Origin of the sequence: Herbaspirillum sp. SJZ107 (assembly GCF_006715485.1) — a bacterium.
Lineage (GTDB): Bacteria > Pseudomonadota > Gammaproteobacteria > Burkholderiales > Burkholderiaceae_D > Telluria.
In genome coordinates, this window is sequence record NZ_VFNH01000001.1 from 29,745 (window position 1) to 44,917 (window position 15,173).

At 65.9% G+C, this 15,173-nt stretch carries 9 protein-coding genes; 7 read left to right on the forward strand and 2 right to left on the reverse strand.

The genetic code is table 11. The annotated features are described in order from the left end of the window. Positions 1 to 31 precede the first annotated feature (31 nt). Complete coding sequence (tldD, locus tag FBX97_RS00070; RefSeq protein ID WP_141828234.1) at positions 32 to 1,492, forward strand: metalloprotease TldD; 1,461 nt, start codon at positions 32 to 34, stop codon at positions 1,490 to 1,492. 76 nt (positions 1,493 to 1,568) lie between these two features. Here tldD and FBX97_RS00075 read toward each other — a convergent pair whose 3' ends face one another. Next, positions 1,569 to 4,439, reverse strand: coding sequence for a TonB-dependent receptor (locus FBX97_RS00075; RefSeq protein ID WP_141828235.1), 2,871 nt, complete (start codon positions 4,437 to 4,439; stop codon positions 1,569 to 1,571). Between the two features lie 448 nt (positions 4,440 to 4,887). Between FBX97_RS00075 and aroG the strand changes: the two genes are divergently transcribed. Then, positions 4,888 to 5,949: a 3-deoxy-7-phosphoheptulonate synthase AroG gene (gene aroG / locus FBX97_RS00080; protein WP_141828236.1), complete on the forward strand. Its 1,062-nt coding sequence runs from the start codon at positions 4,888 to 4,890 to the stop codon at positions 5,947 to 5,949. Positions 5,950 to 6,027: 78 nt separating this feature from the next. On the opposite strand, the gene FBX97_RS00085 is transcribed toward aroG, so the two are convergent. Next, positions 6,028 to 8,796, reverse strand: coding sequence for a TonB-dependent receptor (locus FBX97_RS00085; protein ID WP_221631710.1), 2,769 nt, complete (start codon positions 8,794 to 8,796; stop codon positions 6,028 to 6,030). Between the two features lie 313 nt (positions 8,797 to 9,109). Here FBX97_RS00085 and FBX97_RS00090 point away from each other — a divergent pair, with 313 nt between their 5' ends. The 5 genes from FBX97_RS00090 to FBX97_RS00110 all read left to right on the forward strand — a co-directional run bounded on the left by FBX97_RS00090 (position 9,110) and on the right by FBX97_RS00110 (position 15,138). Continuing rightward, positions 9,110 to 10,060 (forward strand): ABC transporter permease, encoded by a 951-nt coding sequence (locus FBX97_RS00090; RefSeq protein WP_141828237.1) that lies wholly within the window; start codon positions 9,110 to 9,112, stop codon positions 10,058 to 10,060. Then, complete coding sequence (locus FBX97_RS00095; RefSeq protein WP_221631711.1) at positions 10,057 to 11,085, forward strand: ABC transporter permease; 1,029 nt, start codon at positions 10,057 to 10,059, stop codon at positions 11,083 to 11,085. The genes FBX97_RS00090 and FBX97_RS00095 overlap by 4 nt, the downstream gene beginning before the upstream one ends. Positions 11,086 to 11,089: 4 nt before the next feature. Further along, the gene (locus tag FBX97_RS00100) at positions 11,090 to 12,787 is read left to right on the forward strand and encodes an ABC transporter ATP-binding protein (protein WP_141828238.1); all 1,698 of its coding nucleotides are present in this window, start codon (positions 11,090 to 11,092) and stop codon (positions 12,785 to 12,787) included. Between the two features lie 83 nt (positions 12,788 to 12,870). After that, on the forward strand, positions 12,871 to 14,109 hold the full coding sequence (locus FBX97_RS00105) for a Gfo/Idh/MocA family protein (protein WP_141828239.1): 1,239 nt from the start codon (positions 12,871 to 12,873) through the stop codon (positions 14,107 to 14,109). A gap of 198 nt (positions 14,110 to 14,307) precedes the next feature. Continuing rightward, positions 14,308 to 15,138: a DedA family protein/thiosulfate sulfurtransferase GlpE gene (locus FBX97_RS00110; RefSeq protein WP_370457192.1), complete on the forward strand. Its 831-nt coding sequence runs from the start codon at positions 14,308 to 14,310 to the stop codon at positions 15,136 to 15,138. Positions 15,139 to 15,173: the final 35 nt, after the last annotated feature.

Genomic DNA, 15,173 nt, shown 5'->3' on the forward strand with positions numbered 1-15,173 from the left:
CGGCTATCCATACCAGAAAGACCCCACGCACATGAAACCATTCGAACCGAATCTGTCCTCCCTCGCGGTCGCGCGCGACATTCTGTTGACGCCATTCGGCCTCGACGAAGGCAAGCTGATCACGACGCTCGGGACGATGTTCACGCACAAGGTCGACTATGCCGACCTGTATTTCCAGTTCACCAAGAGCGAAGGCTGGAGCCTGGAAGAAGGCATCGTCAAGAGCGGCAGCTTCTCGATCGACCAGGGCGTCGGCGTGCGCGCCGTGTCCGGTGACAAGACCGCATTCTCGTATTCCGACGACATCTCGCAGGCGGCCCTGCTGGATGCGGCTGCCGCTACCCGCACCATCGCGCGTGCCGGCGCCGGCCGCGTCAAGGTCGCGTCGGGCGTGCGCGAAAGCGGCGGCCGCTCGCTGTACCTGCCGCACGATCCGCTGGGCTCGCTCGACGCCACCGCCAAGGTGCAACTGCTCGAGCGCGTGGAAAAGATCGCGCGCGCCAAGGACCCGCGCGTGGTGCAGGTGATGGCCAGCCTGGCCGGCGAATACGACGTGGTGCTGGTGGTGCGCAGCGACGGCGTGCTGGCGGCCGACATCCGCCCGCTGGTGCGCGTGTCCGTCACCGTGATCGCCGAGCAGAACGGCCGGCGCGAAGTCGGCTCGTCGGGCGGCGGCGGCCGTTATGACTATGGCTACTTCAGCGACGAACTGCTCGACCAGTACGCCAGCGAAGCTGTCAAGTCGGCGCTGGTCAACCTCGAAGCGCGTCCGGCGCCGGCCGGTCCGATGACCATCGTGCTCGGCCCGGGCTGGCCCGGCGTGCTGCTGCACGAAGCGGTCGGCCACGGCCTGGAAGGCGACTTCAACCGCAAGGGTTCGTCGGCCTATGCCGGCATGATCGGCGAGCGCGTCGCCGCCAAGGGCGTGACCGTGGTCGACGACGGCACCCTGCAGGACCGCCGCGGCTCGCTCAACATGGACGACGAGGGCAACCCGACCCAGTGCACCACGCTGATCGAGGACGGCATCCTGAAGGGCTACATCCAGGACACGATGAACGCGCGCCTGATGAAGATGCCGGTCACCGGCAATGCGCGCCGCGAATCCTTCGCCCACCTGCCGATGCCGCGCATGACCAACACCTACATGCTGGCCGGCGACAAGGACCCGGCCGAAATCCTGGCCTCGGTCAAGAACGGCCTGTACGCGGTGAACTTCGGCGGCGGCCAGGTCGACATCACGAACGGCAAGTTCGTGTTCTCGGCCAGCGAAGCCTACATGATCGAAGACGGCAAGATCACCTACCCGGTGAAGGGCGCAACCCTGATCGGCAACGGTCCGGACACCATGAACCGCATTTCCATGATCGGCAACGACATGCGCCTGGATTCGGGCGTCGGCGTATGCGGCAAGGAAGGCCAGAGCGTGCCGGTGGGCGTGGGCCAGCCGACTTTGCGCATCGATGGCGTGACGGTGGGCGGTACGGCCTGATACGCCGCTTCCTCCAAAAAATGCCCGCATCGCTGCGGGCATTTTTTTTGGCCGGACGGCAGGCCTCATTGCAATCTCATTGGAATGTGTAGCGCGCCCCCACCGTGTAATACCGCCCCCGCGCCCCCTCGTAGTCGAGCGGGTTGTAGGCCTGGGCGCCATAGGTCAGCGGATCCAGCGGCGCCACCTTGTCGAACAGGTTCTGGATCGAACCGAACACTTCCCAGTTCGGTGCCGGCTTCCAGCGTCCCACCAGGTCGAAGGTGGTGAACGAGGCCAGTTCGCAGTCGCCGGGCGCATCGCGGCCGTCGGCGTAGTGGCTGGCGCAGCCGTCCGGATCGTTCTTGAACAGGACGTTGTCGAGTTTGCCGCGGAAGTTCACGTTGAGCGACACGCGCCAGTCGTTGCGGTCCCAGCCGACGCGCAGGTTGGCCTTGTTGTTGGGCGTGCCGGTGCAGTTGGTGATGTCGCAGTTGCCGTGGGTGCCCGAGAAGTCGCGCGAAGTCCCGTCGCGTTCGGTACGGGTCCACTCGAAGAAGTGGGTGTACTTCACGTCGAAGCTGACGTTGCCGTAGGTGTCGGGCAAGCGGTAGTTGTAGCGGCCGTCGACGTCGATGCCGCGCACCTCGGTCTGGGCCGAATTGACGTAGCGCGACAGCACCGCCAGCAGGGCGCCGGGGTCGCCCGGTATGCCGCTGACGCTGCCCGGGTCGCGCACCACGCTGCCGGCGGCGATGGCGGCGGTGGTCTGGTCCTGGTTGATCTCGTTCTTGCGCTTGATCTTCCAGTAGTCGACCGACACGCTGGCGCGCGGGATCGGATCCCAGATCACGCCCACGTTGTAGCTGCGCGAACGCTCGGGCGACAGGGCCGGGTTGGGCGACGTGATCACGGCAACGGACGCCGGGTCGCAGGTGCCCGGCACGCCCAGCGCGCAGCGCACCGGGTCGGCGGCGGTGGAATAGGCCGCCAGGCCGCCGACGCCGTTCTCGGCCGGGCTGGGCGCGCGGAAGCCGCGCGCGAAGGTGCCGCGCAGCGCGAACTCGCGCACCGGGGTCCATTTCAGGCCGGCCTTCGGCGTAAAGGAACTGTTGACGTCGGTGAAGTAGTCCCAGCGCATCGCCGCCGAGGCTTCGATGTTGTAGGGCAGCGGTGCCAGCGCCTCGCCGTACAGCGCGAACACGTTGCGGCCGCCGGCATAGGCGGAATAGCCCAGGCCGATGATGTTGCCGCGCTCGGTGCCGGTCGTCGCGCGCAACTCGGTGTTTTCGCGGCGCCACTCGGCACCGACTGCCAGGCCGAGCGGCGCTGTCAGGTAGGGGATGTTTTCGAACTCGCGCGTGGCCTTGATGTCGCCCTGGATGACCTTGCTGTTGGCGCGGTTGCCGATGGTCGGCGACAGCGCCGCGTACAGGGCCGGCGAGTTCAGTCCGGCATTCTCGCCGATGCGCCAGAAGGTGCCGGGTGGCAGCGCCGCGTAGGCCGGGCTGTTGGCCCTTGCTGCGGCAACGTTGGCGGCGCTCGGGTCGAGCAGGGCGTAGGTGACGTCGCGCTGCAGGTAGCCGTTCTGGATGTTGTTGACGTGGTTGTGCGAGAACAGGATCGCCGAATCCCAGTCCCAGCCGAAATGGGTGCCCTTGGCGCCGCCGATCCAGCGTATGAAGTTGGACCCGATGCTGGAGGTGCGCGGACCGACGTCGGCCGCCAGGTAGCGCAGGCGTGCCGGGCTGCCGAAGTAGGGGTTGTCGGGGTGGGCTGCACCGAACTGGACGGTGGCATTGTTGACCGGCCCGCCGGGGAAGCCGACCGAGGCGCTGATGCCCGAGGGCGTGGTCGCGGTATCGGTCTGGCTGGTGTAGTAGTTGAATTCGCTGTAGACCTGCAGGTCGGGCGTCGCCTGCCAGGTGCCGCGCGTGAAGAAGCTGATGTTTTCCTGCTTCGGCTCGAGCTGCTGGTAGACCTGGGTCGAGTCGATGATGCAGCCGCCGCCGGGGTCGCCCTGCGGGTGGTTGGTGAAGTTCGAGCAGGCCGCGCCCGGGAAGGTGCGGGTGAAGCCGGGGCCGGCCAGGTTGCCGCGGTTGTAGTAATTGGTGGGGTCGCCCGGATTGCGCACGTTGCCGTTGATCGCGCTGCCGGCGGCGCCGGTGCCCGGAATGATGGTGCCGGTGCCGCCGAGGGCCTCGTTGGCCGAAAAGCCCCAGGGCCGCAGGTCGATGCGGCCGATGTAGTCGCGGTCGGCACGGTCGCGGTACCAGATCTCGTCGAACTTCTTGTATTCGATGCTGAACAGGAGGTTGTAGCGGTCGGTGTCGAGGCTGCCGATGCCCTTGGTGAAGGCGAGGTTGGTACGCTTGCCGTCCCAGTCCTCGCTGGTGCCGCGCGAAAACCGGAAGGTGTTGCCCTGGTAATCCTTGCGCAGGATGACGTTGACCACGCCGGCGATGGCGTCGGAACCGTAGATGGCCGAGGCGCCGTCCTTCAGCACCTCGATGCGGTCGACGGCGTCGGTCGGGATCACGTTGAGGTCGGAGAACTGCTTCTGGCCGTCGTCGGCCAGGCCATAGGGGGCCATGCGCCGCCCGTTCAGCAGCACCAGCGTGGACGATGCGCCCAGGCCGCGCAGCGAGATGCCGGAAGCGCCGGCGGCGAAGCCGTTGCCGAAGGTGGTCGGCACCGAACCCTGGTTGTCGACCGCCAGCGTCTGCAGCAGTTCGGCCACGGTGTTCTTGCCGGACTTTTCGATGTCGGCCCGGTTGACGGTGATGACGGACGACGCGGTTTCGGCCTCGGAGCGGCGGATGTTGGAACCGGTCACTTCGACGCGGGCCACCGGCTTCGGCGCCGCTTCCTGGGCCTGGGCCGGCGGCAGGGCCAGCACCAGCAGGCCGAGGGCGCCACCGCCCGCGAACAGGCGCCGTATCGATCGGGATAAAGGTCTTTCAGTCATCTCCAGACTCCACACAGTAAAGGAAGGACCCGCAGATCGTGCTGGCAGCGCGAGCCGGGCGGGGCATGGGGAGACTTTTGCATCCGGGTCAAAGCAGGGACTGACATCTCTCAAGCGTGTTCGGCTCAGCCAGATCGGATGTCGGCTTCACGCAACCGTTCGTCTTGACAAGGCGGGCGCACGTGACGGCGCAGGGCGCGCGGAAAGCGCTTGCCAATGTTCGCCTGTTGTTGTTATAGTCGTTCGGACATTCCGGACCCGACCATGCGCCACACTGCCTTCTTTACTTTTCATTTTTGGTTTAGCCATTCCAGCCCAACGGCGGTGGAGTAGCGGCAGGTTCACGCAGCAACAGAACGAAGTCCGACACAAGATTCCAGAAAAACCGCCAGCGATGGCGGTTTTTTTTTGGCCCAAGCATGCCCACATTGACGATTGGAGAAACGTAATGCCCCGCACTGACGATTTACGCATCCGCGAAATGAAGGAACTGACCCCGCCGGCGCACCTGATCCGCGAGTTTCCGGTGACGGAACCGGCCGAGCAGACCGCCTCGCAGGCGCGCGTGGCGCTGCACCGCATCCTGCACGGCCAGGACGACCGCCTGATGGTGGTGATCGGCCCGTGCTCGATCCACGACCCGCAGGCCGCGCTGGAATACGCGCGCCGCCTTGTGGAACAGCGCAAGCGCTTCCAGGGCGAGCTCGAGATCGTGATGCGCGTGTACTTCGAGAAGCCGCGCACCACCGTGGGCTGGAAGGGCATGATCAACGACCCGTACATGGACAACAGCTTCCGCATCAACGACGGCCTGCGCATGGCCCGCGAGCTGCTGCGCGACATCAACGAGATGGGCCTGCCGGCCGGTACCGAATTCCTCGACGTGATCAGCCCGCAGTACATCGCCGATCTGATCAGCTGGGGTGCCATCGGCGCCAGGACCACCGAATCGCAGGTGCACCGCGAGCTGGCCTCGGGCCTGTCGTGCCCGGTTGGATTCAAGAACGGTACTGACGGCAATATCAAGATCGCCGCCGACGCCATCAAGGCAGCGTCGCAGGCGCACCACTTCCTGTCCGTGACCAAGGGTGGCCACTCGGCGATCGTGTCGACGGCCGGCAACGAGGATTGCCACATCATCTTGCGCGGCGGCAAGGCTCCGAACTACGACGCCGCCAGTGTCGAGGACGCCTGCAAGGCACTGGCCGCCAACGGCCTGGCCAGCCGCCTGATGATCGACGCCTCGCATGCCAACAGCAGCAAGAATCCGCAGAACCAGGTGCCGGTGTGCGCCGACATCGCCGGCCAGGTCGCCGGCGGCGAAGACCGCATCGTCGGCGTGATGGTCGAGTCGCACCTGGTTGGTGGGCGCCAGGACCTGGTGCCGGGCAAGGAACTGGTGTACGGCCAGTCGGTGACCGACGGCTGCATCGACTGGGACACCAGCGTGGGCGTGCTGGAAGGGCTGGCGGCGGCGGTGCGCCAGCGCCGCCTGCGTGAATTCGCCTGATCGGGCGGGCGCGGACAACGAAAAAGGCGAACCCGAAGGTTCGCCTTTTTTTCAAGCTAACCGATCAGGCAAGCCCGATCAGAACTGCGCCCGCACACCCACCTTGAAGTAGCGGCCGATCGCGCCGCTGGCATCCATCGGGTTGTAGCTCAGGCCGCCGTAGGTCAGCGGATCGAGCGGGGCCACCTTGTCGAACAGGTTCTGGATCGAACCGTACAGCTGCCAGTTGGCGCCGAGGCGGTAGCGTGCCGACAGGTCGACCGTGGTGAACGAGGCCAGGCGGCAGCCGTACGGCGCGCCGCTGCCGTCGGCGAACTGCGAGGCGCACTTGTCGCCGCCGAAGCGCACGTTTTCCATCTCGCCGCGGTAGTTGGCGATGGCGCTCACGCTGAGGTCGTTGCGGTCCCAGGTGGCGCTGGCGCTGATCTTGTTCTTCGGCGTACCGGCGCAGTTCGACGTATCGCAGTTGCCGTGGGTGCCGGCGAACTGGAAGGCGGTGCCGCTCTTCTCGACCCGCATCCAGGACGCGGTATGGCTCCAGGTCAGGTTGAGCACGGCGCGGCCGTAGCTGCCCAGCGGGATGCGCTGCTTGACGTCGAGGTCGATACCCTTGACTTCGGTGTAGCTCGAGTTCTGGTAAGGCGCGTTCGACAGCAGCAGGGTGCCGGTGTTCGGGACCACGGCGCCGTTCACGACCAGGTTGTTGTCCTGGCGGATCGCAGTCGGCAGCGCGGCCGCCTCGACGTAGGACAGCGGGTTGATCTCGTTGCTGCGCTTGATCTTCCAGCCGTCCAGCGTGATGCCGGTGTTCGGCAGCGGATCCCAGACCAGGCCCAGGGTGTAGCCTTTCGACTCTTCCGGCTGCAGGTTCGGGTTGCCGACCTTGACGGCGCCGATCGTGATCGAGCAGTCGGCCTGGGTGGCGCCGCCGGCGGCCGGCACGCCGCCCGGGCAACGGATCGGATCGCGCACCGACGAGTTGCCGGTGCTCTGGCTCTGGGCGCCGGCTTCGGCCGGGCCCGGCGCGCGGAAGCCTTCGGTGTAGGTGCCGCGCAGCGCGAAGCTCTTCACCGGAGTCCACTTGGCGCCGAGTTTCGGCGTGGTCGACGAGAAGTTCTTGTATTTGTCGTAGCGCACCGCACCGGTCAGTTCGACCGATTGCAGCACCGGCGCCGCGACTTCGACGAACACCGCCTTGACGTCGTCGCTGCCCTTGGCGGCGACGTACGACGAGTTGATGGTGCCGTCTTCGCTGCCCGACAGCGACGGGTTGTCCAGTTTCAGGCGGCGGTATTCGGTACCGACCGCCAGGCCGAGGGCGCCGCCGCGCAGCTGCATCAGCTCGCGCGAGGCCTTGAAGTCGACCACGTCGAGTTCGGTGGTCGAGTGCGACTTGGCGTTGACCACCATGGCGGCGTACAGCGAGGCCGGGTTGCGGCTGGCCTGGGTGCCGATGTAGTACGGATAGTACTGGCTGGCCGGGTTGCCGAGGGCGGCCTGCAGCACCTTCATGTTGATCATGTTGCTGTAGTTCAGGTCCAGCGCCGATTGCGAGTGGACGTAGCCGGTGTCGAAGTCCCAGCCGAAGCGCTGGCCCTTGAGGCCGACCACGAAGCGGCTGAACTCGTTATCGGCGGAGCGGGTGCTGGGGCCGACGTCGAACATCGAATAGCGCAGGCGCACGGCGGTGCCGTACGGGTTCTGCGGATGGTTGGCGGCCATCAGGATGGCGTTGCCGTAGTTGATCACGCCGGTCGGGTTGGCGGCGTTCGGCGGGAAGGCGACGGTGGTGCTGGTCGACGGCGGGACCAGGGTGAATTCGGTGTCGCGCTTCGAGTAGCCTGCTTCTGCGTACAGCTGCAGGTCGCCGTCCAGGTTCTTGGTGAAGCGGGTGTACAGGTTGATGCCGCCGATCTGCGGCTGCATCGAACGGAACTGGTCGGCGTACCACAGGCAGCCGCCGGCCGGGTCCTGGGCGGTGACCGGGGAGAATTGCGGGCAGCCGGCCAGGCCGACGTAGTTGCCGGTCTTCGGATCGCGCAGTGCGCCGGCCGGGCTCGGGCTGGCGGTGCCCGGCGTGATGTAGCCGGATGCGAACTGGCCGTTGGCGGCGTAGCCCCAGGGACGGATGTCGCCGTGGCCGATCCAGTCGCGGCCGGCACGGTCCTTGTTCATCACCTCGTGGTTGCCATAGACCTCGGCGTTGACCATCCAGTTGTAGCCGTCTTCGTCCAGCTTGCCCTTGCCCCAGGTGACGGCCATCTTGCCCTGCTCGGCGTCGTGGTAGCGCGATTCGCCGGCTTCGGCCTTGAACACCAGACCGGTGAAGTCCTTGCGCAGGATGATGTTGACCACGCCCGCGATCGCGTCGGCGCCATAGGTCGAGGACGCGCCGTCCTTCAGCACTTCGATGCGCTCGACGGCTTCCATCGGCACCGTCGACAGGTCGGTGAAGCTCTTCTGGCCATCGTCGGCGCGCGCGAACGGCGCCATGCGGCGGCCGTTCAGCAGCACCAGGGTCGAGGTCGCGCCCAGGCCGCGCAGCGAGATCGCGGTCGAGCCGGCGGCGAAGCCGTTGCCGAAGCCGGTCGGCAGCGAGCCGGCGCCATCGGCGGTCAGGGTCTGCAGGTAATCGGCCACCGTGGTCTTGCCCGAGCGGGCGATGTCTTCGCGGCTGATCACCTGGATCGGCGACGCGGTTTCGGCGGTGGCGCGCTTGATGCTGGATCCCGTGACTTCGACGCGCTGGATCGAACCCTGGGTATCCTGGGCCATGGCCGGCAGGCCGAGGGCGACATAGGCAAGGGCGAGGGTGACGGCTTGTGCAACTGCTCTCTTCTGGTGCATTACGACTCCGAGTTAAGGCTTTGTATTATGGAAGTGCGTAAAAAGATTTTATTTCGGTGCATATGTAAGCATATGTATGCCAATGTAATGCAGCGATACAAATCATTTCTCTCTCTTTGGTGCCAATAGACGTTCAATTATCTTTGGCGGCATCATCAGAACACTTGCTGATAATTCATGTCAATACCGTAACTGTAGAGGTATGGCGCGAATACAACGCTTTGCAAAACCCCGGCGCCATGTCGACTGCATCTTTTCTCGCTGCAAGCGGACGAATCTGGTCTATAGTTCGGTCTTCTGATCCGGGACTCCGATGTTTGCTTCGCAGTTGTCTTTTATCGTCCGACGTTTGTGGCAGATGCTGCCGACCATGGCCGGCGTGGTCGTGCTGGTGTTCGTGCTGTTCAACTGGGTCGGCGGCGACCCGTCCTACCTGTTGGCGGGCAAGATGGCGGATGCGCAGGCGATCGCCAACATCCGCGCCCAGCTCGGGCTGGACCAGCCGTGGACCGTGCAGCTGTGGATCTTCGTCAAGCAGATCCTCACCTTCGACTTCGGCAATGCCTGGAGTACCGGCGAGCCGGTCTCGCACATCCTGGCCAGCCGCCTGGGGCCGTCGCTGACGGTGCTGGTGCCGCTGACCGTGCTCGAGACCTTTTTCGGCATCGCGCTGGCGCTGGCCATCGCCTTCGTGCGCGGCTCGCTGACCGACCGCCTGGTGATGGTGGCGTGCACGGTCGGCATGTCGATCTCGATCCTGGTCTACATCATCGTGTTCCAGTACGGGCTGGCCTATAAACTCGGCCTGTTCCCGGTGCAGGGCTGGGGCGACAACTTCCTCGACAACCTGCTGCGCTATGCCACGCTGCCGATCCTGATCGGCCTGGCGGTGTCGATCGCGCCGACGCTGCGCCTGTTCCGCAGCTTCGTGCTCGACGAGGTCAACCAGGATTACGTGCGCACCGCGCGCGCCAAGGGCTTGCCGGAGCGGCGCATCGTCTGGGTGCACGTACTGCGCAATGCCGCGATCCCGATCATCACCTACGTCATGTCGAACCTGCCGGCGCTGCTCATCGGCGCCTTTCTGCTCGAGCGCTTCTTCGGCATCCCCGGCATCGGGCGCGAAGTGATCCTGGCGGTGGAGCGCAGCGACTTCCCGGTCATCAAGGCGATCACGGTGTACGTCGCCGCCGCCACCATGGTGTTCAACCTGCTGGCCGACCTGATGTACGCGGCGGTCGATCCGCGGGTGCAGCTCCGATGATGGGCGCGGATCCGGTGCAGCTGCGTGCGGCCTCGCCCGGCCTGTGGACGCTGGCCTGGCGCCGCCTGCGCGCCGACCGCGTGGCCATGGCGTCGCTGGCGGTGGTGTGCCTGTTTTTGTTGTCGGTGCTGCTGTCCGCCACCGGGCTGGTCGCCGCCGGCTGGGAAGACGAGGTGGCCGTGAATTACGCGCCGCCGGCCTTCATGGGGCCGGACCCGGCGCTGGCGGCCCTGAGCCAGCCGGCGGCGCCGGCGCCGCCGAATGCCTTCGATCCGCTGGCCGGCGACATCGCGCTACTGAAAGCCGAGCTGGCGCGGCAGGGCAGGACGGTGCAGGCGGCCAAGGCGGCCACGCTGCCCTTCGGCGCCGACAAATGGGGCCACGACATCGTCAAGAAGACCATCAAGGGTGGCCAGACCTCGATCGTGGTGGGCCTGGTGGCGGCCCTGGTCGCGGTGGCGCTGGGGACGCTGTTCGGCGCCTTGTCCGGCTTTTACGGCGGCGTGGTCGACGACCTGTTCAACTGGTTCTACAGCGTGTTCACGGCGATCCCGTCGATCCTGATGATCCTGACCGTGGCGGCGGTGCTGCAGACCCGCGGCGTGCTGACCATCGTGCTGATCCTGGGACTGACCGGCTGGACCGGGCCCTACCGGCTGATGCGCGCCGAGTACATCAAGCACAAGGCGCGCGAATACGTGATGGCGGCCGATGCGATCGGGGCATCCGGCTGGCGCAAGATGTTCGTCCACATCTTCCCCAACGTGTCGCACGTGGCGCTGGTGCAGATGTCGATCCTGGTGGTCGGCTTCATCAAGGCCGAAGTGATCCTGTCCTTCCTTGGCTTCGGGGTGCCGGTGGGCGTGGTCTCCTGGGGCAGCATGCTGAACGAGGCGCAGAATGAACTCATCCTCGGCAAGTGGTGGCAACTGGCGGCGGCGGCCAGCGCGATGGCGCTGCTGGTGACGGCGTTCTCGCTGTTTGCCGACGCCTTGCGCGATGCGCTGGATCCGAAACTGAAATGAGCCCATGACCGATCACGACCTGCTCGAAGTGCGCGACCTGCGCGTGGCCTTCCGCACCGACAAACACAACACGGTCGAGGCGGTGAAGGGGATTTCCTTCAGCGTGCCGGCGGATGCCACCGTGGCGCTGGTCGGCGAATCCGGCAGCGGCAAGTCGGTCAGCTCGCTGGCGGTGATGGGCCTGCTGCCGGCGGACACCACGGTGATCGAGGCCGGCTCATCGATCCGCTTCGACGGGCGCGAGCTGCTCGGCCTGCCGCTGGCGGAACGCCGCCGGCTGTGCGGCAAGGACATCGCGATGATCTTCCAGGAACCGATGTCCTCGCTGAACCCGGTGTTCACGGTCGGCTTCCAGATCGGCGAAGTCCTGCGCCTGCACATGGGCATGGACAAGCGCCAGGCGCGCGCCCGCACGCTGGCGTTGCTGGAAGAAGTCGGCATCCCCGACCCGGCCAGCAAGATCGACGCCTACCCAAGCCAGATGTCGGGAGGCCAGCAGCAGCGCGTGATGATCGCGATGGCGATCGCCTGCGAACCGCGGCTCCTGATCGCCGACGAGCCGACCACGGCGCTCGACGTGACGATCCAGAAGCAGATCATGGCCCTCATCGCCGGACTGCAGAAGAAGCACCGGATGGCGGTGCTGTTCATCACCCACGACCTGGGACTGGTGGGCGAGATCGCCGACCGCGTGATCGTGATGCGCCACGGCGAGGTGCGGGAAGAGGGCGCCGCGTCCGAGGTGCTGGTGCATCCTGCCGACGACTATACCCGAGCGCTGCTGCACTGCCGGCCGACGCTGGATGCGCGGCCGCTGCGGCTGCCGGTGATCGAGGACTACCTGGGTGGGCACGTGCAGCCCGGGTCGGCCTTGCAGTTGCCGCAGCGGACGCGCGGCTATGCGCCCGGCGACGAACCGCTGCTGGAAGTGCGCAACCTGGCCAAGAGTTTCCATGTGCGTGAAGGCCTGTTCGGCAAGCGCGAATTCAAGGCGGTGAAGGATGTGTCGTTCACGCTGCCGCGCGGGAAGACGCTCGGTGTGGTCGGCGAATCCGGTTCCGGCAAGACCACGGTCGGCCTGACCCTGCTGCGCCTGCACCGCGCCACCGGCGGCAGCGCGCTGTTCGACGGGCGCGACCTGGTGACCATGAGCGACCGCGATTACCAGGCCTATAAACGGCGCATCCAGATCATCTTCCAGAACCCGTACGCCTCGCTGAATCCGCGTTTCACGGTGGGGCAGATCCTGCTGGAGCCGATGCGCATCCACCGCATCGGCGCCAATGATGCCGAGCGTGTCGCGCACGCGCACGATCTGCTGAAGCGGGTAGGGCTGCCCGAGCAGGCGTTCTACCGGTATCCGCACGAGTTTTCCGGCGGCCAGCGCCAGCGCATCGCGATCGCACGCTGCCTGACCATGAAGCCCGAGATCCTGGTGTGCGACGAATCGGTGTCGGCGCTGGACGTGTCGGTGCAGGCTCAGGTGCTGAACCTGCTGCAGGACCTGCAGAACGAATACAAGATGAGCTACATCTTCATTTCGCACGATCTGTCGGTGGTGAAATACATCTCCGACCGCGTGATGGTGATGCACCACGGCAGCGTCGTCGAAATGGCGGACGCCGACGAGCTGTATCGCAATCCGCAGCATCCGTACACCCAATCGCTACTGGCTGCGATTCCGCGCACACCTTCCGTGTGAGTTGATTTGCTGTTAATCAAGCTGGCGCTGGTGTTCAAGAACCGATGCGAAGATGGCTTGTCTATTTATTCAGGAAAGCCACCATGAAACAAAGCCAGCCGCAGCGCCGGGAATTCCTGCGCTATGTGGGCACGCTGGCGGCGCTGTCCGCGCCCGCCATGCAAGCCGCTGCCAACGAAAAGGACAAAATTTCGTTTCCGCCGACCGAGGCCAAGTCCGAGAAGCCCGAGAAGACCGAGCCGCCCGGCGACCCGATGAGCGAGCGCATCGGCGTCGCCATCGTCGGCGTGGGCCGTATCGCGGTCAACGAGATGCTGCCGGCGTTTGCACAGAGCAAGCATGCGAAACCGGTGGCGCTGGTCAGCGGCGACCGTGCCAAGGCGCTCAAGGTGGCGCACCAGTACGACATTCCCGAAAGCGCGGTGCTGGATTACAAGGAGTACGAGAAGCTGGCCCAGATGCCGGAAGTGCAGGCGGTGTATATCGCGCTGCCCAACAGCATGCACGCCGAGTACACGATCCGTGCCGCCAAGGCCGGCAAGCACGTGCTCTGCGAAAAGCCGATGGCCAACAGCGTGGCCGAGTGCCAGCAGATGATCGACGCCTGCCGCAAGGCCGGCAAGAAGCTGATGATTGCCTACCGCAGCCAGTACGAGTCGAACGACCGCGCGCTGGTCAAGATGATCCGCGACAAGAAGCTCGGCACGCTCAAGGAATTCATCTCGGTGAATTCGCAGAACATGGGCGACCCCCAGCACTGGCGCCTGAAGCGCGCGCTGGCCGGCGGCGGCGCCTTGCCCGACGTCGGCCTGTACTGCCTGAATGCCGCGCGCTTCCTCAGCGGCGAGGAGCCGGTCGAGGTGATGGGCAACGTGTGGTCGACCCCGGGCGACGCCCGCTTCCGCGAAGTCGAGGAATCCTGCCAGTTCGTGCTGCGCTTCCCGAGCGGCTTCATCGCCAGCTGCAGCACCAGCTACGCTTCGCACAAGTCGCAGATGTTCCGCCTGAACGGTTCCGACGCCTGGGCCGAGCTGAACCCGGCTTACGCGTACAGCGGCATCAAGCTGAAGGTGTCGCGCGTGGTCGAAGGGAAGGAACAGACCAGCGAGGTCCAGGCCGAGGACAAGAACCAGTTCGCGGCCGAGCTCGACCATTTCGCCCAGTGCATCCAGCAGAACAGGGAGGTGCATACGCCGGGCGAGGAGGGCTTGCAGGACCAGCGCATCATGGAAGCGATCTACGAATCGGCGCGCACCCACCGGCCGGTCAGGCTGAAGGCGCCGGGGCGCACGCGCGGGCCGGAACCGCAGGAAGAAGGCTGACGCCGCCGGCTTGTTGTGGAAAAGCCATGGATCGGGGCGCCCCCGGCCGGCGCCCGGCTTTTCCGCTAACATGGCGGGATGGCCCAGCTCTCCCAATTGATACATACCTATGGCGTCCTGATCGTGTTCGGCACCGTGCTGCTCGAACAGATCGGCTTGCCGATTCCCGCGTTTCCGGTCCTGATCATCGCCGGCGCGCTGGCCGTCGACGGCGGCGCCAACTGGCCGCTGACGCTGGCGGCCAGTGTCGCCGGCTGCCTGATCAGCGATTATTTCTGGTTCCGCGCCGGCCGCCACTACGGCAAGCGCATCCTGCGCCTGCTGTGCAAGATTTCGCTGTCGCCCGATTCCTGCGTCAGCCAGACCGAAGACAATTTCGGGCGCTGGGGCGCGAAGTCGCTGGTGGTGGCCAAGTTCATCCCCGGTTTCAATACCATCGCGCCGCCGCTGGCCGGCGCCATGGGCACCACCACCAGCCGCTTTCTCTGGCTGTCCCTCGCCGGCGGCCTGCTGTGGAGCGGCGTCGGCATGGGCCTGGGCGCCTGGTTCCACGACAGCGTCGACGACGTGATCAGCTGGTTCGAGACGCTCGGCAGCACCGCACTGATGGTGGTCGGCGCACTGCTGGCCGTCTTTGTCCTGCTTAAATATATCGAGCGCAAGCGCAACCTGGGCGCGGCAAAGCTGCCGCGCATCAGCGTCGACGAGCTGAAAACCCTGCTCGAAGCCGGCCACGAGCCGCTGATCGTCGATGCCCGCAGCGTCACCGCACGCGGCCTGGAGCCGGGCATTCCCGGCGCGCTGGTGTACGGCGACGAACCGGCGCGCCTGATGGCCACGCTCGACCGCGAACGCCACATCGTCGTGTATTGCAGCTGTCCGAACGACATTACCGCGGCCCAGGTGGCCAAGGAATTCCTGAACAACGGTTTCCACCGGGCGCGGCCGCTGCACGGTGGACTGGATGCCTGGAATGCGCATTGCGCGGCAGGCGAGGCGGAGGTCGAGCTCAAGCCCAAGGCGGGCTGATGCGATAACACAGGCTGCGCACGGCGTAGCTCGAC